Here is a 19,071-nt window from a genome sequence, read left to right on the forward strand (position 1 = left end):
GTTTTTTGTCCATCAACGGCATCGAGATCGCGACGGCGTTTTTGGTCGTCCTTCTTTCCGTCGGTGCAGCGGATAAGATCAATGAGATCAACAAGAAGATCCGCAGGGCTCAGAAAGCGGCGCTGCAGGCCCAGGTGGAGGCCCGCCGCGTGACCGAACTGATGAATACCCAGCTCGAAGCCCAGGTCAAGGAACGGACTGAGGAGCTGCGGCAGCAGACCAAGGACATGAGCGTCATGCTTCACAATATCCAGCAGGGGATCTGCACCGTCGATGGTGATGGAACGATCCATAAGGAATATTCCAGCTATTTGGAGCGAATCCTGGAGCATAAGGATCTGGAGGGGCAGTCGCTCTTTCAGCTGATCTTTGCCAAATCGGATCAGCCGGCGGACAAGGTCCAGATGCTGCATTCTGTGCTGGAATCCTGCATATCCGAAGACGCGATGAACTTTGAAATCAACTCCCACCTCCTGCCCCGGCATGTTCAGCTGAAGCAGGGCGGCAGCCATCGCGATCTTGAGATTGAATGGGCGCCGATTGAAGACGCGGAAAACAGGGTCCAGAAGGTTTTGACGGCGATCCGCGATGTCACGGAAATCAAGAAAGCGGAAGCCATCGCCGCCGCCCGCCAGCGCGAGCTGGAAATCATGGGGCGCATCCTGGAGCTGCCGGCTTCGAAATTCAAGCGCTTTATACAATCCACGCGGCACCTGCTGCAGGATTGCTACACGATCCTTGGGCGCGCCGAGGTCAAGGATCATTGGAACATGATCCTGCGCAATGCCCATACCATCAAAGGCAACGCCCGCACCTATGGGCTTGATGAGATGTCGAAGATGGTGCATCAGCTGGAGAACGGGCTTTTTAGTTTCGATCGCAATCAGCTGGGTCCGGCCGAGCGGGAATTTACGCTGAAGGGTCTGAAGGGGATTGAAGAGATGCTCAACTTCTATGTCATGATTCATGACGAGAAGCTGAAGCGAGGCGCCTTCGCTGACTTTGAGGTGGCGTTGGTGCGGCTCTCGACCCTGGTGGTGGAGCATCGCGAGCAGATGAGCGCTTATCTGCAGCGGGAATTCACTGAGATCCTAAGCCGGCTGGATCAGCTGAACGTGAATAGTTTTCATAAGGCCCTGCAGCCGATCATCAGCTCGCTCAAGCCCTTGGCTGAGCAGCTGGGCAAGCGTCCGCCCATGGTGTTGATCAAGGGTGTGGATTTCTATGTCGAGCCGGATCAGACGGAAATGCTGGAGGATATCTTCGTCCACGCCTTCCGCAACAGTTTGGATCATGGCTTTACGCCGGAAGATCACGGCGAGATCATCCTGACGATCGAGCATACGGATGACTACACCGAGATTACTTATGCGGACAGCGGCAAGGGGCTGAACCTTCCTGTTCTGCATCGCAAGGCAATGGAGAAGAACCTTGTCACCGCCGACGCCAGCGAAGATGAGATCGCTCATACGATCTTTGTGCCGGGCATTTCCAGCGCGCAGGTCGTCACCGAGATCTCGGGCCGCGGAGTCGGGATGGAGGCCGTCCGCGCGTTTGCGAAGCTCCTGGGCGGTGATGTCGAGGTCGTGCTGGACGGTCCAGGGACGATTGAAGGCTACCGCAAGTTCCATCTTCGCATCCGCCTGCCGCTGCAGAAGAAGATTGTGCAACGCGGGATGCATCTGGTGGCGTCATGACCTGCCGGCCGATTACGCTGTCGCTCGATTACGCTGTCGCCCGATTACGCTGTCGCTCGATTACGCTGTCGCCCGATTAAGCTGTCGCCCGATTACGCTGTCGCCCGATTACGCTGTCGCCCGATTAAGCTGTCTTCTTCCGAAGATTGCGCGGCCCCGACTGCAGGAACATCGGCGAATAATTATCCGTGTTGAAGAAATGTAAAGCCGTGTGCGACGAGTCGAGCTTGCTTTCCTTCACGCTCTGCTCGATGTCGATGAGCCCGATAAACTCGGTGCGCTTCAAGGGATCGACGTTGATGATCAGACTATCCACATGCTTATAGCAGAAGAATAAGCCCAGTCCGGCGCCGCCGCTTTCTTCGTTGAATTCCGGTGTGCTCTTGATGGAAAAACAGCGCGTCAGGCACTTCAGGACAAGGTCCCGCGTGATGGAACCGAAGGGATCGGTCACCGAGATCGCAATGCGGCGGCCGTCACTGCCGAATTCCAGACGGGCGGCCTGGGTCACAGGCAGGATGACTTCCTCGGTGCGCTTCTTGTGATTATGCAGACGGTTGCCACGCGCATCGATCGGCGCATCGAAAATCGCATTCATCAGGAGCTCTTCCGCCACGACTTCCATATGCTTGATAATCGCGCTGCGCAGGCCCATGCTGCGGCCATACTCTTTCAGGAATTCAATGTACTCCCGACGCGTGGCGGCATCGCGAATATGAAAGGTCCAGGTGTGCGCGCCCCAGTTCAGGTATTTCTTCAAACCGAAAATATCGTTGTGCATGATCTTGGCAATAGTGCCCAGAAGGTCGCTATTGTTCAAAGCATTCTTCGGACCCTTGGCAATAAAATTGGTAAAATGGCGAAGATCTGATAAATAAGGAAAAATCTCGGTCAGGGGTGACTGGGACATCACGATAGTCGGAATGGTCGCCAGCTCGATCCCACGGCTGATCAGATGCTGATGACCTTCCATGTCCAACGCGTAGGTATTGAACTGATGCTCGATGACCGCATCCTCAAGCTTTTTGAAGGACTCGGGGGCCACCACCTCGCAGCCGGCGGCAGTCAGGATGCGCAGGGCATCGCGCCGGTTCTTGCGTTGAGGGTCGAAAAAGAGAATTTTGTTGTTTTGCATGGATAACGGTCCTTCGATCCATTGGGCTGTCCGGGTTCTTTCGACAAAGAAACGGCCTATGTTAGCTCGGAAGGAATGGTCGAGAACCTGAGAAGGTCCGACGCACGGCAGTGATAAGAGCTTGAAATTCAGTCGAAAATTATATACGCAGAAGATCGCGAATTTGCTGCGGAGAAAGCCCAAAATGATGCAGGAACCTGGCTCCACCAAAGTCCTCGATTCTTCCGTACTGGAAGGCTTGCGCGTTTACGCCAAATCTGGTGCATTCCTTCAGCAAGTTATTGAGATATTTGAACAACACGGGCAGATGTCTCTGGACGAGCTGTTTGCAGCTTCCGAACTCGACGACAATGAAACAGTCCGTCGCGTCGCCCATCGGCTCAAGGGCAGCTGCCTGAATGTGGGAGCCACGCTGATGGCCCAAAAGCTCAGACTTTTGGAGCAGTTGTGTGCTGCGAATGCTGCGCGGGAGGACACCCATGTCCTGATCGCAGGGCTGCCAGAGGTCTTCTCGGACACCTGTAACGCCCTGAAAACAATCCCCTGATTTCCACTGGACCCAAGTCCTGGTCCTGATCTGCCGAAGATCAAACGGGGAAGTTTCCCTGTAGTTCACGGAACGAACTTTGGCAGGCATGGATGGCGTTTCGACGAAATATCTTGCAGAAAATTCGCCACGCAGTGGTTCGGAATCTCTTCCGACCCAAGCTGGGTGACATTCACGCCAAGGCCACAGCCGCCTATCGCCGCAAGTATCATCGCCATGATGTGTCGTCGTATGAATTGGCCTTTGTCACCCTCGGGGATAAGACCTTTCGCATCCTGAATATCAGCTACGGTGGTCTGCGCGTGCGCGGAGAAAATCTGGAGTCTCTGCTACCTCTTTTAAAAAGCGGCCAGGTCGTGCAGGCCGGCATCGCCATCATGGGTTCATCCTATAAGATGCCGGTGAAGGTTGTGGCTCTGGATAAGAGCATGGCCGGTCTGAGTTTTGAACGCGTGCAGAGCCTGGATGAGCAGTTCCTGACCCGCTTTCTTTATTTCATGGATGCCGGCATCCTTTTGAAAGCCTTGCCCAAGGGCAGCGTCGGTGACATCTATCAGAATCCCGCCTGGCATTCCTATGGCGGTGTGAATGGAGCCATCGAAGTCCATCTGCATTTGGATGGGCAGAGCGAAGTGGTCGAGGCCCATGTTTTCTATCTGAATGGGTTGCGGCAGGATTTCGCCGTCTTCACCTCGCGTGGAATCACCGTCTCGTGCATGCCGAAGCGTGAGCTGAAAACGCGTGACAAGCGCGAGATCCTGGTCCATGTGCTCTGCATTATGATCGGTCTCAGACAGGTGGGACGCACGGATCGTCTGGATGCTTTGATCGAAGGCGGACTCTCCAAACTTTTCCGACCCAGCAATAAAACTCTTTAAAGATCCCAGATGCGATGATCACCGAAGGCAATCGGCCAGCGGAGACAGTCCGTGCGGTCGGCTCCGTTCAGAATATGATAAAGGGCCCGGATCACACCCGCGTGCGTCACGATCAGAACGGGCCCTCCCTGATTCCAAAGTCCCGGATCATGCAGGAAATCCTTCACGCGCAGGATCAGCTGTAAAAAGCTTTCTCCAGCGGGCGGGGCTCTGTGCACCACGTCCTCGGTCCAGTGTTCGCTGATATCCCTGGGAAGTTCATTCCAAAGAAGACCTTCCCAATCACCAAAGGAAAGTTCCATAAGCCGCGCGTCCTTTTCCACAGAGCCGCGGCCTAGATCGGTGGCCAGCTGATAGCAGCGCTGCAGGGGACTGCTGATCACGCGCGCAAACGGCAGATCCGGGAGAGCCCGCCTTACAGTTCCGAGATCTTCGGGATAGCTGGATGCCAGAGGCACATCGAGCTGCCCGTAGCAGGTTCCTGCGGCAACGCCGACCGCTGTGTGGCGCAGTGCCACGAGTCTGCGATCAGCTGGCATCCAGGCCACCTCTCTGCTCATTTTCCAGCTCACCCCGCGTGGCCGGTGCGGCTGCGAACCAGCGGCGACGATAGAAATACAGCCAGAGCGAGCCAGCGGAAAGGATCATGAGGCAAAGGGCAAAGGGATAGCCATAGAGCCAATCGAGTTCCGGCATATTCCACTTCGAGGTCCGGTTGAAATTCATTCCATAAAGGCCGGTGATGAAAGTCATGGGAATGAAGGTTGCGGTGATGATGGTTAAAAACTTCATCACCTCGTTGGAATGATGCGTCTGGAGCGAGAGGTGAAGACTGATCAGCGTCTTGGAACTGTCCTTTTGGTTTTCCAAAAAGTCGAGAATCTGAATCGTATGATCAAAACAGTCCCGCATATAAACAGTCACATCCTCATTGATCGGCGATTCAGGATCGCGGATCAGCTGGGTGAGAAGCTCCTTGTGACTCCAGAGGATGCGGTGGAAATAGTTCAGGCGGGATCCGATATTATAGATATCAAGGATGGCAGCCGGTTTCAGCGCATGCACGACCTCTTCCTCGGCCAGTTCAAGCTTATGCGCAAAATACTCGGCAATCGGGAAATAAAGGTCGATCACCGCATCAATGATCGCGTAGCAAAGGTAATCGCAGCCTTTGAAGCGAATCTGCCCCACTTTTTTCTGGATGCGATTGCGGATGGATTCCATGTAGTCGATCGGCGAATTTTGAAAGCTGACGACAAAACCCTGGCCTATTATGATGCTGACATGCTCGCTCTCATTGCGCGCATCGAGACGGGGAATGTGCACGGTGATGAAGCTATAGGTGTCGAAGTACTCGACCTTCGGCCTTTGATACTGGTTGATGATGTCTTCCACCGTCAGACGGTGAATGCCGAGCTCCTGACAGAGCTTTTGAATCAAAGGCACATTCCCGAGGCCGATGACGCTGATCCAGGTCACCTGGTGCAGTTTCACCAGCTCACCCAGTCCGGGGACATCATCCAGATTCCGGGCATCGAGCTTATCCTGATCATAGGCCATCAGCACAAGGCGGGTCGGGGTCGGGTCAATGGGGTCAATGACCGTACCCGGACTGCTGCCTGGGGGCGGACGGTGGAAGATATTGTAACGGTTCCGGCGTTTGGTCAGTAACTTGTTAGGCACGGGTGCTTGTCTCCTTATCGTGCAGAAAGCTTCAGCCCTGGGCCGAGGCGTAGCGTCTGAGTCCGCGTTCCCAAAGCCAGCGGTTCAGCAGGAAAAAACCGATGACGACAGCGAGCATGTGCAGGACCGAGGTCCAGCCCACGTCATCAAAGAGCGCCTGGGCCGGAATGGAGGCGAACACGGAAAAGGGAACGATGCTCAAAAGGACTCCTTTGATGACGCCATGAAAAATATGATGCGGCCTTGTTGCAAAGTTTACACCTTCAAAATAAATGGACAAGGGCCCCTCGGTGCTCTCCGTCCAAAAAACGCTCATGAGCATGGCGAAGATCACCAGGAAATAAAGAAAGCTGGCGGTCAGGATCATGATCCCATAAATCAGATAGGCCTGCCAGGAAAGGGGGACGGGATAACGGGAAAGGGCCCAGATCAGAATGCAAACGGCGATGCCCACATTGATCAGCGACCCGAAATTGATATGCCGAAAGCCCACAAAAAACCAGGATGAAATGGGTTTGGTCAGGTAATGATCCAAAGCCCCCAGGCGATACATCTGCTGAAAGGCGTGATACATGTCCGCGAAGAAGGTCATCTGCAGCGCGTCCACCACCAGAAAACCGCTGATAAAGACCATGGCCTGCGAACGATTCCAAACACCGATGAATTCCGTGTGGCTGTAGAGGATCTCATAGAACCCAAGGAACATGCTGTAAAAGACCACATCCATGATCACGCGGAACAGGAGCTCGGCCCGAAACTGCATGGCCCGTGAGGCGGCGAAGCGGAGAAAATTCATATAGATGCGCAGGTAACGCCACAGCATAAACTTGCTCCTTTCAGGCCCCGATGCCGGAATAATTGCGGACGCCCCGGCTGAAGCTGAAGCGGGCGAGGACATTGAAAACCACGATCCAAAGGCAACCGATGCTGCAGCCCTGCAGGAATTTCATCCAGGACATCTTGCCCAGCAAAGCCTCGGCAGGCCACGCCGCGAGTATGGGAAAGGGCGTGTAAAACAGGATGTCCCGAGCCCAGGCCGGATAAAGGTCCATCGGAATCAACTGCCCGCCGAGGAGCATGATCAGAAAATTCAAAAGGACCAGCAGCGCCCACACCTGTTCGAACCAGAACGCCAGAGTCTGAAGGCAGGCGTTGATCAGAAAACGAATCGTGATGCCAAAGACCACGAGCACCAGAAACTGAACAAGGCTCGCGGCTCCGGGCCAGGGCATGTCCTGAAGCGCGAAAACCGCCCAGAAAAGGAGAAGGGCCAGGAAACTCTGACAGAAACTGACGAAGGATCCGCCCAGGTGCATGGCATAGCGAAAGCCAAAGTAGGAAACGGGATAAACGAGATACTTGTTCAAGGCTCCCGAATAGATATCATCCCCGATGCCTCCGAATTGATCGGAATTCATCTGCACCTTGCGCAGAATCGAAGTGATCATGGAATAGAGGACAAGGGTTCGCAGGGTGAAACCCGGGAAGGATTCACCGCCGCGCGAGGCCAGAACCGCGCTCCAGAGATACCAGTTGATCGAGGCCACCACGAAAAGCTCAAGCGAAAGGCTGATCCAAAATCCCCAAGGATAGGCGAGCCGCATGCGCATCTGTCCGCTCATCACCTGCCAGAACCATTTCATGACGGCTCCCTGGCTGTTTGCAGCGCATCAATAATGCTGGCGAGGTCATCCTCTTGGATCGCAAGATCGACCAGCGGCGCCACGCGCAGTATCTTCAGAATGGTTTCACTGACATCATCCTTGGGCACGGAGAGGACCAGAGTACTCGCTTCCTCGCCTTCCGCTTTCGCATGCGGGCACACCTGAAGGATGGCCGCTTTCATCGCTTCATCTTTGATGCCAAGCCTGATTTTTCGCGTTTGCGCATAGCGGCTCGTGATATCGGTAAGGCGGCCGGAGAAAACGAGTTCGCCGTCGCGCAGGATCAGAAGGCGTTCGCAGAGGGCCGTGACATCCTCCATATAGTGACTGGTCAGGATCATGGCCGGTTGAAAGGTGCGGCGGTATTCGTGCAAAAAGTTGCGAATGGCTCTTTGGGAGCCGATATCCAGACCGATGGTCGGTTCATCCAGAAAAATCACTTTGGGCTGATGCAGCAGCGCGGCGATGAGTTCGAATTTCATGCGCTCCCCAAGGCTCAGACGGCGGATCTGTGTCTTCAGGAGTTTGCGCAGATCCAGGGTATCGAGGAAATAATCGAGACGCTTCTGATAATCCTTCGGATCTATGCGATAGATTTCCTGCAAAAGGAGCAGACTGTCAGCCGCGGGCAGATCGGGCCAGAGCTGAGATTTCTGGCCCAGGATCAAGGCGATCTGGTGCTTGAACTGAGCTTTTCTCTGCCAGGGCACAAAGCCCTGCACGTCAGCGGTCCCGGAGCTGGGATGCATGATGCCGGCCAGCATCTTGATCAGTGTGGTTTTCCCGGCCCCATTGGCCCCGAGCAAACCGACGATTTCACCGGGTGCCACTTCAAAGGATATAGGTCGAAGGGCATGCCGATCCAGCCAACGCCGGTGGAAGAGGCTTTTGATGGAACCCATGAGCCCTGGGTCTTTTTCATGAATGCGATAGGTTTTCGACAGGTTTTGAACCCGAATCACGACGATCCTCACTGCTGTTCGAGTATCTCGCATCATAGCACCAAAATTTGAGCTTTGACTGCTCTTGCTGAAAGCGGCAGGGTGACATGGTTTGGTCACTCTGTTGAAAATATTTGGGGACAGAGTCATCAGAGTGAGCTGTCCTCACTTGCAGTCTTCGCGGAAACTTGCTAATTCCGAAGCAACACTCAAATCACTTGTGGGCAAGGGTTTCATGACTCTTCGTCGAATACTTGTTAGCCTTGGAATCCTGGCGGCGCTCGCTGGAGCGGCTCTCTTGCTGCTGCCGTCAGCGATGAAGCCTGTGAAATCCGTCGAAGCCAAGCCGCGCGAAGACTTTCCGGCTCGGTCGTTTGAATTTTCCTATGAATCCCAAAGCTATCTGAATCCGACCTTGCCTTCTGCAGCCGGCAAAGGCCAGGGTCTGACGATCGCCTGTGAATCCAGGGGGCTTATGCACCTTGGCCGGCCGCGGGCCATGACCCTGCACTTTCTTTTTGAATTCACATCTGTGCTCTGTGGCGGGGTCAACGTCATGAGTGAACGCGGCCTCGCGCGTACGGTTCACTATTCCCGTGAATTTCTGGCCTCAGAGGATGCCATGCAGCGCGCGACGGAAGACCCGGCGCTGGCCATTGCCCGCAGTCTTTTTTTGCCCATGGATCTGGGTCAAAAGTCACGCTGGTCGGACGATCGGAGTTTTGATGAGCTGCGAATTGAAGGACGCATCACGCCTGAATTGGCCTGGGTCATGGATAAGGGGCAGGTGCAGTGGACGAAAAAATTCTCGGGTCCAGTGCCCGGGGATGAAGGGGCGAGAGGACTTTCGCAGTCGCTTCAGTACCAGGTCGGGGCGCGGAGTGAGGTGAGTGAACCGATGGAATGGGGACTCCTGCAGCTCGATGGCCATGAACAGAGCGTTTCCCTTCAGAACCAAAATCTGGTGGCGCGCACGGATATCACTGTTCGTCTGGTGCGGACCAGCGTATCGGATGCCAGGGCTTTGCGGGATCTTTGGGCCGACACGGAGATCAATCGTCCGGCAGCCGCCCCGCGGATCATGAGCAGCGCGGACAAGGACAGGATCCTGCAGCGCTGGCGTCACTTCCGTGATCGGGAAGGTCAGAATCCAGCGCGAGGTGCCAATGAAGAGAGTCAGGATGAGTATCTGGAACTGAAAAAGGCGCTGCGTGACGAGCCTTCACTGGCTGATGAGCTCGTGGATGATTTCAACGATATGGATCCTGCGAGCAGTGCCTTCGCCACGCTTTCCGGCGCCTTGATCTATTCAGGAGAAGCCGCGGCTTTGAATGCTTTTGTCAGAAAAGCGCTTGAGCATAAGAATGAAATGGAATGGCAGAGCCGAGCCTTGCCGATGATAGGCCTCGCTCCGGTCCCCACAGCGCAGAGCTGGACGTATTTGGAAACCATGCGCAAGCAGGCCAATGAAGCGAACCTGAAAAGTGCCGCCGAGCTGGGCATGGGAACGCATCTGAAGCATGGGTTTCAGGACGGGAATTTCGTGGCCGAGATTCAGATCCGTATGGAAAATGCGCGGACCCAGGACGAACGCCTTCATTTATTGGATGTGGTGGGAAATGCCGGCCTGGATCAATTCTTCCCTTTGATACGCTCGTGGCTGCCATCGGCCTCGCCGGTCCTGCGGATTCGCATTGTGCAGGCTTTGCGTTTTATGCTGAGGCCCGACGCGGAAATGCTGCTTATGCAGCTGGCTGCTGATGCCGAGCCGGAATTGGCGCTCGGCGCTTTGCAGAGTCTGCGCGAGCGTCAGGTTTCGAATGCTTCGATACCCCTTCTTTTACACATTCTAAGCAGCCGTTCGGATGATCGCATCCGGCTTCAGGCTTTGGAGAATCTTTACGAGGCCAGGCATTTGGATGCCGATCTTCTGCCGAAGATTCAGCGAATACGCTCCGGGCTGAGCCTGAGTGCGGCCCTGGCAGCGGCCTGGAATCAAATCGAGAAAGACTGGGTGGATCCGGTGGAAACCTGATCCGGTTTTTTAACAAAGGGAGATTGGTTATGCAAAAGTTTTGGATGGCAGCAGGGGCTTTGGTTCTGATGACCAGCGAAATGTCCGCCGCTGAAAAATGCCGCGACTGGGGCTGGCAAACGGGCAGTCGCCGCACCGCGCAGTTTGGTCTGAACGCGGATCTTTGCCTGAGCGCGCAGAACCCACAGGCTATCGTGAATGAAGTGAAGGCGAGCGGGGAAGCGGAAGGCTATCTGCTCGACAAACGCATCCCGCTTTTGCGAACCGAAGCCGGCACCCGCAATCATCAAGGCCAGGCCCTGGAACTGAGCGCTGGAGTTTTCGTGGTGGGACAGAAGGTCTGGAGCCCAGCCATGAATGTGAACCAGCCCTCTTATGCGCAGAGCTTTAATCTGCCGGCGTTGGACGTGGAATTCCCCTATCGCGTTCAGCTCGGTCCCATCGGTGTGAAGGTTGCGGCGGGCTTGCGCGGGAATGCGGGCGTGGATCTGAATGCTTCCGCTGAACTCGCCCAGCTTCAGGCCCGCATGGTGCCGCATCTTGATACCAGCGGTTATGCACAGGCGGATATCGACCTTTGGCTCGCGCATGTGGGAGCGGAAGGTACGCTGCTCTTCGCCCGAGGCAACATCAACCTTGGTGCTTCCACTCAGGTGGTGCTGCGCGATCAGGCTGCGGTACTCACAGGATCCGTGCAGGGGCTTTACGAGCTGCGCGCTCTGGATGGTCGCCTGAATGTTTATGCCGATACCAAAGCCGCGCGTCGCCGCGGTGTCCACAGCTGGGAACGCCAGCTGATTGGTTTTGATGGATATGCTCTGCAAGGCAGCATGTTTGAAGCTTCCATCCCCGAGCTGGTGATTTATTAAGAGCCCAAGCGAAACGATTTTAAAGTCGTAAGCGAACATGATTGCTGAGAAGTTGCGTCGCCTTACGACTTATTCTTGCCTTCTTCCCGTTATTGCCTATCTATTTGCAAGGGAGCGTGTTAAGGTCCCGTTATCGCATTCCTGCGCTTCTATCGAGCCTGTAAGTAATTCTGCTTGTTTTCTCTTTAGCCGCCGATGCATTCTGGAGGCCCCCCATGGGCAAAAATTTATATGTTGGTAATCTCGCTTATTCCGTTAATGATGCAACGCTGATGGATGCGTTCAATCAATACGGAGAAGTTGGATCGGCCAAGGTCATCATGGATCGTGAAACAGGTCGTAGCAAAGGCTTCGGCTTTGTCGAAATGATCGATGCCCAGGACGCGGCCATGGCTATGGATAAGCTGAATGGCAGAAATTATGATGGTCGTCCCATGACTGTCAATGAAGCCAGACCGTCTGTCCCCCGCAGCTATAACAGCAGCTCGTCGGGCCGGAATGGTCAGGGTTATTGATTTCCTGATGAATTAGGAAATCCAAAGAAAAGGCGCTTCAGGCGTCTTTTTTTTCTGTCTTTTCCTTTGAATATCGCATCCCCTGAGGAGAGTGGAATGGTTGATCTTGCTGCCGACCGAAGAATCGTGGATTTCATGGATAAATGGCGCCGGGTTTTTCGAAGCGACGCCGAACTTTTGGAAAAGAATCCGACGACGGAAAGCTTTTTCACCGAAGCGGAAATGCTGAAGACCTTTCTGAGTGAAAGAGGCGGTTCCCGCAGTCTGGCCTATGCGCTGCGCGTCATGGCTCATATTCCTGGTTTGACCCAGGGACTTAAGCAGACCTTTGCCAGAGAATGCAACTGAGCATGAAGCAGCTGAATTCCGTGAGTTTGATGGCCGCTCCCAGGCAATCCCCGGTCAAGCCCTCCAATTTTTTCTGCAGATAGTATCTGATGGCGACAAAAATCAGAATGAAGACAAGAAAAAACAGGACGAGCCGGGCATCAGGCAGAAGCCAGGCTGTCAGCAGCAGCGGCCATAACGGAAGAAGGACCCGCCAGCCCCGGAAGGACTGTGGGATGAATCCCTCGGATCGGCTGCCTGCGTGATTCAAATAGGGCAGAGAGCCGAGCAAAGGAATCACGATGCTGCGGCTCAGAATGGTGCTTAAAAGCAGGGCGGTCGCCTTTTGGTTCAGGGCTGTTTCCTTCAAGGCGAGAAAACTTCCGCCCAGGACCAGTATCAAGGCCAGCACTCCATAACTTCCGACCCTTGGATCCTTCATGATTTCCAGGCGGCGGCTCGCCGTTTGTCCCCCTAGCATTCCATCCGCAAAATCCGCAAGGCCATCCTCATGCATACCGCCCGATAAAAGACAGGGAAAAATCAGAGCCCAGAAAAGGGCGAGCTCGACGCTCATGACGCGTGAGGCCAGCAGGAATATTCCATACTGCAGGCCGCCGATGCACCAACCCAAAAGAGGAAGCTGCAGACTGGCCCGGGTGAAGGCATCTGCCGGCAAAGTCCAGGGTATGGGAATGCGGGTGAAGCACACGATGGCCGCAAGAAAGCTTTGAATGGCTTTCATGAGGGCCCAGGTCCCGCGACTTCCGCACTGGCAAAGGTGGCCATTTCCGAAAGAATGGCAGCCGCGGATCGAAGCAGCGGCAAAGCCAGGGCGGCTCCGGTGCCCTCGCCCAGGCGCATCTGAAGATCAAGGAGCGGTGCGACTTCAAGATGCTGCAGAAGTGCTGCGTGGCCAGCGGCCGCGGAACGATGCGCAAAAATCAAATAGGTTTTGACCTCGGGACAGAATTTCACCGCGACAAGAACGGCTGCGCTTGCAATGAGTCCATCAACCAGGATCAGCATTCTTTCTTCCGCTGCGGCCAGGGTCGCGCCTGCGATCATAGCCAGTTCAAATCCACCGAATACGCGCAGCGCCTCCATGGGATCTTTGATGCGCCCATGCTTGCTCAGAACCTGCTCCAGACACCCCTTTTTATTCCGCAGCTGCTCATCATCACAGCCGGCGCCACGACTCACAGCATCCTGCAAAGGAATATCACAGAGACAATGAATCAAAAGAGCCGCAGATGAAGAATTGCCTATGCCCATTTCCCCAAACGCCACCGTATTGCAGCCATCTGCTTTGAGCGCGCGTACAGAGTCGGCCCCGGCCTTCAGAGCTTGTTCCAGCTCTTCGGCAGACATCGCGGCTTCGTTCAACATGTTCCGGGTCCCGGGCCCCAGCCGGCGATCCTGAACAGAGGGCCACGGTGTTGGCTCCAAAGTTCCTGCATTGATCAGGTGCAGATCCCAACCCAGCTCACGCGTCAGAACATTGATCGCGGCCCCGCCTTGCGAAAAATTCCGCACCATGGCTCCGGTCACGCTTTGCGGATAGGGACTGACGCCTGCCCTGGCGATGCCGTGATCAGCCGCAAAGACGAGCAGGCTCGGTCTTTCAATGCGTGGCTTCAAAGTCTTCTGCACAAGGCCGATCTGCAGAGCCAAGGATTCAAGGCGACCCAACGAATGAAGCGGCTTGGTCTTCTGATCCAGCTCCGCCTGCAGCGTGGGCACAAAATTAAGATCGGGAGCGCTGATATTAAAGTGCATGGTCTTTCCTTGCCGGCAAATGAAGGAGTTTCAGGATGGCGTTCATATCAATGTGCTGATCCCAGGTCGCCGCCAGTTCATCAAAGGCCTTCTGCTGGGCCCGCGCCTGGCTGTGTTTGATCGGTGATAAACCCTTGACCCGCCTGAGGGCATTGATGGTCGCAAGGCGCAGATGGGTGTTATCGAAGAGCCCATGAATCAGGGTTCCCAGGAAGTTTCCGTTCGCATGCAGCCAGCCATCGACACTGCCATCCTCGGCATCATAAAGAGCTTTCCCGCCTGGTTCCGAGTCGGATGGCAGCGTCACCTGCCCCATATGAATCTCGTAACCTTCGACGGGCGTGCCGCTCATATTCGGCATCCAATGAGGCGCTTTGATGAACTGCATCGACCTCTGCCGCGTGATCTTTTCCGCCGTAAAATGCGTGTGCACCGGCAGAAGACCGAGGGCCTCGACGCGGGTGACGTCCGCTTCCACCTGCTCGGGATCATCGACATGAAGGCCCATCATCTGATAACCGCCACAGACGGCCAGCATCGGTTTATGATCCGCCAGGCGCTGTTTTAAAGCCTCATCGAAGCCGCGTTCCCGCAACCAGCGCAGATCATTGATGGTGGCTTTCGAACCGGGTATGATCACAAGGTCGGCATCCCGGATTTCACGCGGGTCCGTGACATAGGCCACATGGCAATGCTGCTCTTCTTCAAGCTTCGCGAATTCATCATAGTTGGAAATTCGCGGCAAACGGATCACGGCGATATCAATGCCAAGGGGATCACGACGCAAACGATCCGGCCGCGTATCCAGCCCGAGTGAATCCTCTTCGGCCACTCCGTGATGCCGCATGTAAGGCAAAACACCGAACACAGGCTTTTGACTGCGTTCTTCGATAAAGCGGATGCCATCGACGAAGAGCGCGGGATCGCCCCGAAATTTATTGATCACAAAGCCGGCCACCAGCTCCCGCTCATCCGGATCCAAAAGGTCCACGGTGCCCAGGAGCGAGGCAAAAACACCGCCGCGATCAATGTCGCCGACCAGGATCACAGGAGCCTGAACGCTCTTCGCAACGAACATATTCACAATGTCATTGGCTTTCAGATTGACTTCCGCGGGACTGCCGGCGCCTTCCACGATGACGACATCATGAGTTCGTCTCAGTTGCTCAAGGCTCTTCAGAATAATTTCACGGAGCCGCGGCTTCGCTTCATGATAACTTCCAAAGTGATAGCGTCCGGCCGGGCGCCCCAGCACGACCAGCTGCGAGTGACGATCACCCTCGGGCTTCAATAAAAGGGGATTCATATGCACCGTGGCTTCCACGCCTGCGGCCTCGGCTTGAATCAGCTGCGCCCGTCCGATCTCGCCTCCATCACGCGTGACGCCGGCATTCAGGGCCATGTTCTGCGCTTTAAAAGGCGCGACCTTGAAACCGCGCTGAGCAAACCAGCGGCAGAGCGCGGTGGCGATCAGACTCTTGCCCACGTTGGAGCTGGTTCCTTGAACCATAAGGACAGGACTTAGGCGGGGCATGATAACTCCTCGTCGAGGGCTTTCCAAAAACGCTGCAGCTCGGCCTGCGGCCGCGCCGCCACACGAATCCAAGCGGGTAAATCATAGGATGCGCAGCTGCGGACTAAAATGCGATGCTCACTCCAAAGCCGTGCGATCAGAGGGTCGACGTTTTGGGGTTTCAGCAGAGTGAATATCGTTTGCGAGGGCACATAAGGGATGGAACGGGCCTGAAGCCCTGCCTCCAAAAGCTGATGATCGTTCAGCAGCAGCTCACGGCTGCGGGTCAGCTTCTCATGATGCTCGACGATCCAAAGTCCAGCCGCCTGGGCCAGGCTATTGACTGACCAGGTGGGGATTTCCTGAGCGATCTCCCGCAGAAGATAGGGATGCGCCTCCATATAACCAAGGCGCAGACCGGCTATGGAAAAATCCTTGGTCAAGGAATGAAAGCGCAAAGCATTCGGCGGCCATTCCAAAAGACTGGCCGAACGCCAGTGAGGACTGAGGCTCAAAAAAGAATGATCCAAGCAAAAAAGCGTCCGAGGATAATGGGACGCAAGCCGACTGAGACCGCTCATATCCTGAAAGAAGCCGGTCGGGCTGCAGGGGTTGCTCAGGAGTATAAGCACAGGATTATGCGCCTCCAGAGCGTCTTTCAATTCATCCAAGGTCCATTGGAATTGATTTTTTTCTTCGGCGCGGAAAACAATCCGTTCCGCGCCTGTTCGCAAAGCCGCGCGCGTGAACTCTGAATAATTGGGTTCCACGGCGATCCATTTCAAACCGGGCTTTAAAAAAGCCCGCGCCGTCGCCCAAAAGAGTTCATTGCAGCCATTGCCCACCAGAATTTCTGCGGCAGTGCGGCCCGCAAGAGCAGCGAGGCCCTCGCGCAATTCCTTCTGCTCGGGATCAGGATACTGATCAAAGGCCTGACGCGCGAGAAAGGTGACAAGGTCCGGATCGGGACCGTAGGGATTGATATTCACACTCAGATCCAAAACGGAAGGATCGGGCAAAGCGCCGTCCGGAGTCAGGCCTCCGTGCTTCCATATCCTAGGCTCCATGTGTCCCCCTTATGCCCATAGTCCAGCCATCAGCAGCGCAGCGGCCATAAAAAAAGGCCAGGCCAAGGCCGCCGCCCCTTCTGCAAAACGCCAGGCCTCATGAATCAAAGGCAGCGTGCTGGGTCTTAAACGCTGACCGAGAGTATAGACCGAGGTCTTCCGCAGCTGGATGCCGAGCATTCCCGCCATCGTTGCCATGGGCCAGCCTCCATTGGGACTCGGCGTCAGCGCATGATCCCGACGCGCGACCGACCATGCGAACGCAGCCCTGGGCGTGTCGAGGTTTTGAATGCGGCCATTGATGCTGCGCGCGGCGAGAAGAAAGAGAACGGTGATACGCGCCGGTATATAATTCAAGACATCATCCGTGCGGGCGGCGACGCAGCCCAGATTCTTATAATGATTCTTGTAGCCGATCATGGCGTCCATGGTATTCACGGCCCGATAAAAAACCGCCCCCGGCACTCCGAAGAACACAGCGAAAAACCAGGGTGCGATCACGCTATCCGATAAATTTTCGGCCAGGGAACTGATGGCGGCTTCGGTCAGCTCCTCTTCATTGAGTTGACTCGCATTCCGGCTGCAAAGAGCCCGCAGCTCAAAACGAGCGGCATCCACATTGCCCTGCTCCAGATGCTTATGCACATTCTCCGCGGCACCACCCAGAGCTTTCCAGGCAAAGCTCGCCTTGAGCCAGAAGGTTGTGATGAAAAGCTGCGGGATCGGCAAGGCTTCCGCAGCTTGAATCGTGAAATAAGCCGCGCCTGCAAAAAATGCGGGAATCGTGAGGGTAAGGAGCAGCCCGCCCATGAATTCGAAGCGCGCCCCGCGACCCAAAAAAATCCTTTCGCCCCAGCTTATCGTACGGCCTATCCAGACCACCGGATGGAAACGGTTGGGATACTCGCCGACCAAAAGATCCAAGGCGAGGGCAAGTATCCACGCCAGAGCAAGGATCAGGGGGCTAGGCATGGTCCGCCTCGTTCGCGAGTCGGACCAGTTTTTTCATCGGCAGTATCACGCCCATCGCGGCCAGATGCACTTCATGCGCGACAGCTGCGATGTCCTGCTGCAGGCGTCCGTTCAGATCACGGAAGCGTCGGGCCATCGCATTATCCGGCACGATTCCAAAACCGACTTCATTGCTGACGAGGAGAACCCGCGGCGCCTTGGTCATCGCTGTCTGAAGGCCCAGATGAATTTCCTGGCGAATGGTGGCGTCGTCCTTCTCCTGCATCATGAGATTACTGATCCAAAGCGTCAGACAATCGATGAGGATGACATCAAAGAAGGGTTGGAGCCGCAGATGCTGATGCAAACCGAAGGGCGCATCGAGAGTTTGGAAATCCTCGCGCCTTTCCTCCTGATGCAGTCGAATGCGTTCCTGCATTTCCGCGTCCCAGGCCTGGGCTGTGGCCACGAAAAGCCTATTTTTACCGCATTTAAGCGCTGTCGCGACCGCGAATCGACTTTTGCCGGAGCGGGCGCCGCCGCTGATCAAATCCAGTCGGGATTGGCAAGGCAGAGATAAGACTGGGGGATCATCAGCAAACAAAGCCGGCACCTTCATATTTCATCCTATGGGCTAAGGTTATTTCATTGCCGCTTGGACCCTGTCAAGCACCAGCGGATGATCGGGATGCAGCTGCATCCAGCGCTGCACACCCTTCTCGACGGCGGTGAAGACTGCAGCACCAATGGCGGATCCAACGGCTGTATGCTTGCCTGCATAAGGATTCACGAGCGCCCTATCGAGACAGGCTATGGCATGGCAGTCGGTGCCTGTCCCGGTCGCGGGCTCGCCCGTCATCACGCTGCGAATGCCGCTTTCCAGAACAGCGGCCGTCTTGGCTTCCGCGCTAATGACCATGGCTTCCAGCATGGCCTCCAGACTCAGCGCCTCGTCCACGATGCAGGCGCAGTTGATGGTGCCCACGCGGCTTGTCATGCGACTCGGATCACCGGCCCGCAGGGCATTGCCCAGTCCCACCGTCACCACCGCATGAGCCGTGACGCCGCCGACCGTAAGCTTGCACTGCGTGTACTGTTCGATTCTGGCACTGGTCATAAAACCAAGAGCATCCTGGGCGTCGATGCGGGTCAATTTTTCTTGCAAAAATTCCTGGGGGCAGACCTCGCGGGTAAGATCATAAGGGCCAACCTGCACCCACGCTATCGATTGCGCATGACGCCATCCGCCGCCTTGAAGGGCCCAGCTCAGGGTCTTCATCTTTTCAGGCAGGGTCCACAGCAGAAAAGGCTGCGTTTCACCCGGCGCACGAAGGATCATGATGGAAGAGTCTCGTTTCATACCGGTGTTCTCTAGCACGGGACTCAAGAATTCTCGATCGCAAAACGGGTTGAGCTTGCCGAAATCGTGCCGAGGCGCTACCAACGAGGCAGAACCGATGAATGGATTGA

20 protein-coding genes are annotated in these 19,071 nt (G+C 55.6%); 7 read left to right on the plus strand and 13 right to left on the minus strand.

The genetic code is table 11. The features are described 5' to 3' along the window. Positions 1–1,697: Hpt domain-containing protein (locus tag VFO10_RS26850; protein ID WP_325145096.1), on the plus strand; the 1,697-nt coding region annotated here is incomplete at its 5' end. Between the two features lie 124 nt (positions 1,698–1,821). Here the strand turns inward: VFO10_RS26850 and VFO10_RS26855 are convergent. Beyond that, a complete protein-coding gene (locus VFO10_RS26855; protein WP_325145097.1) occupies positions 1,822–2,832 on the minus strand; it encodes a hypothetical protein in 1,011 nt (336 codons plus the stop codon). Between the two features lie 184 nt (positions 2,833–3,016). Here VFO10_RS26855 and VFO10_RS26860 point away from each other — a divergent pair, with 184 nt between their 5' ends. Next, complete coding sequence (locus tag VFO10_RS26860) at positions 3,017–3,379, plus strand: Hpt domain-containing protein (RefSeq protein ID WP_325145098.1); 363 nt, start codon at positions 3,017–3,019, stop codon at positions 3,377–3,379. 113 nt (positions 3,380–3,492) lie between these two features. Further along, positions 3,493–4,257: a PilZ domain-containing protein gene (locus VFO10_RS26865; protein ID WP_325145099.1), complete on the plus strand. Its 765-nt coding sequence runs from the start codon at positions 3,493–3,495 to the stop codon at positions 4,255–4,257. Here the strand turns inward: VFO10_RS26865 and cobC are convergent. The 5 genes from cobC to VFO10_RS26890 are packed head-to-tail and all read right to left on the minus strand — an operon-like array spanning position 4,254 to position 8,566. Next, entirely contained in the window at positions 4,254–4,796 is a 543-nt protein-coding gene (gene cobC / locus VFO10_RS26870) for an alpha-ribazole phosphatase family protein (protein ID WP_325145100.1), read from the minus strand. The two genes, VFO10_RS26865 and cobC, sit on opposite strands and share 4 nt — an antisense overlap. Continuing rightward, positions 4,786–5,940 carry a magnesium/cobalt transporter CorA gene (gene corA / locus VFO10_RS26875; RefSeq protein ID WP_325145101.1) on the minus strand — a complete coding sequence of 385 codons (1,155 nt, stop codon included), beginning with the start codon at positions 5,938–5,940 and terminating at the stop codon, positions 4,786–4,788. The genes cobC and corA overlap by 11 nt, the downstream gene beginning before the upstream one ends. A gap of 31 nt (positions 5,941–5,971) precedes the next feature. Further along, positions 5,972–6,763: an ABC transporter permease gene (locus VFO10_RS26880; protein WP_325145102.1), complete on the minus strand. Its 792-nt coding sequence runs from the start codon at positions 6,761–6,763 to the stop codon at positions 5,972–5,974. A gap of 13 nt (positions 6,764–6,776) precedes the next feature. Beyond that, positions 6,777–7,583 (minus strand): ABC transporter permease, encoded by an 807-nt coding sequence (locus VFO10_RS26885; protein ID WP_325145103.1) that lies wholly within the window; start codon positions 7,581–7,583, stop codon positions 6,777–6,779. Next, positions 7,580–8,566, minus strand: coding sequence for an ABC transporter ATP-binding protein (locus VFO10_RS26890; RefSeq protein WP_325145104.1), 987 nt, complete (start codon positions 8,564–8,566; stop codon positions 7,580–7,582). Before VFO10_RS26890 ends, VFO10_RS26885 begins: the two co-directional genes overlap by 4 nt. 214 nt (positions 8,567–8,780) lie before the next feature. Here VFO10_RS26890 and VFO10_RS26895 point away from each other — a divergent pair, with 214 nt between their 5' ends. The 4 genes from VFO10_RS26895 to VFO10_RS26910 all read left to right on the plus strand — a co-directional run bounded on the left by VFO10_RS26895 (position 8,781) and on the right by VFO10_RS26910 (position 12,312). Further along, positions 8,781–10,580, plus strand: a complete 1,800-nt coding sequence (locus VFO10_RS26895) for a HEAT repeat domain-containing protein (RefSeq protein WP_325145105.1) — start codon at positions 8,781–8,783, stop codon at positions 10,578–10,580. A gap of 29 nt (positions 10,581–10,609) precedes the next feature. Next, complete coding sequence (locus tag VFO10_RS26900; protein WP_325145106.1) at positions 10,610–11,449, plus strand: hypothetical protein; 840 nt, start codon at positions 10,610–10,612, stop codon at positions 11,447–11,449. Positions 11,450–11,664: 215 nt separating this feature from the next. Beyond that, a complete protein-coding gene (locus VFO10_RS26905; protein ID WP_325145107.1) occupies positions 11,665–11,964 on the plus strand; it encodes an RNA-binding protein in 300 nt (99 codons plus the stop codon). A gap of 96 nt (positions 11,965–12,060) precedes the next feature. Then, positions 12,061–12,312, plus strand: a complete 252-nt coding sequence (locus tag VFO10_RS26910; RefSeq protein WP_325145108.1) for a hypothetical protein — start codon at positions 12,061–12,063, stop codon at positions 12,310–12,312. On the opposite strand, the gene cobS is transcribed toward VFO10_RS26910, so the two are convergent. Genes cobS through VFO10_RS26945 form a run of 7 tightly spaced genes read right to left on the minus strand, consistent with a single transcriptional unit; the run spans position 12,281 to position 18,961 of the window. Next, a complete protein-coding gene (cobS, locus tag VFO10_RS26915; protein ID WP_325145109.1) occupies positions 12,281–13,036 on the minus strand; it encodes an adenosylcobinamide-GDP ribazoletransferase in 756 nt (251 codons plus the stop codon). The two genes, VFO10_RS26910 and cobS, sit on opposite strands and share 32 nt — an antisense overlap. After that, positions 13,033–14,070 carry a nicotinate-nucleotide--dimethylbenzimidazole phosphoribosyltransferase gene (gene cobT / locus VFO10_RS26920; protein ID WP_325145110.1) on the minus strand — a complete coding sequence of 346 codons (1,038 nt, stop codon included), beginning with the start codon at positions 14,068–14,070 and terminating at the stop codon, positions 13,033–13,035. Before cobT ends, cobS begins: the two co-directional genes overlap by 4 nt. Continuing rightward, entirely contained in the window at positions 14,060–15,604 is a 1,545-nt protein-coding gene (locus VFO10_RS26925) for a cobyric acid synthase (RefSeq protein ID WP_325145111.1), read from the minus strand. The genes cobT and VFO10_RS26925 overlap by 11 nt, the downstream gene beginning before the upstream one ends. Continuing rightward, the gene (locus VFO10_RS26930; protein WP_325145112.1) at positions 15,592–16,650 is read right to left on the minus strand and encodes a histidinol-phosphate transaminase; all 1,059 of its coding nucleotides are present in this window, start codon (positions 16,648–16,650) and stop codon (positions 15,592–15,594) included. The genes VFO10_RS26925 and VFO10_RS26930 overlap by 13 nt, the downstream gene beginning before the upstream one ends. A gap of 9 nt (positions 16,651–16,659) precedes the next feature. Beyond that, on the minus strand, positions 16,660–17,622 hold the full coding sequence (gene cbiB / locus VFO10_RS26935; protein ID WP_325145113.1) for an adenosylcobinamide-phosphate synthase CbiB: 963 nt from the start codon (positions 17,620–17,622) through the stop codon (positions 16,660–16,662). Next, a complete protein-coding gene (gene cobU / locus VFO10_RS26940) occupies positions 17,615–18,220 on the minus strand; it encodes a bifunctional adenosylcobinamide kinase/adenosylcobinamide-phosphate guanylyltransferase (RefSeq protein WP_325145114.1) in 606 nt (201 codons plus the stop codon). Before cobU ends, cbiB begins: the two co-directional genes overlap by 8 nt. Before the next feature lie 21 nt (positions 18,221–18,241). Then, the gene (locus VFO10_RS26945) at positions 18,242–18,961 is read right to left on the minus strand and encodes an adenosylcobinamide amidohydrolase (RefSeq protein WP_325145115.1); all 720 of its coding nucleotides are present in this window, start codon (positions 18,959–18,961) and stop codon (positions 18,242–18,244) included. Between the last annotated feature and the right edge of the window lie 110 nt (positions 18,962–19,071).

Source organism: Oligoflexus sp. (assembly GCF_035712445.1).
In the GTDB taxonomy this organism is placed as follows: Bacteria; Bdellovibrionota_B; Oligoflexia; order Oligoflexales; family Oligoflexaceae; genus Oligoflexus.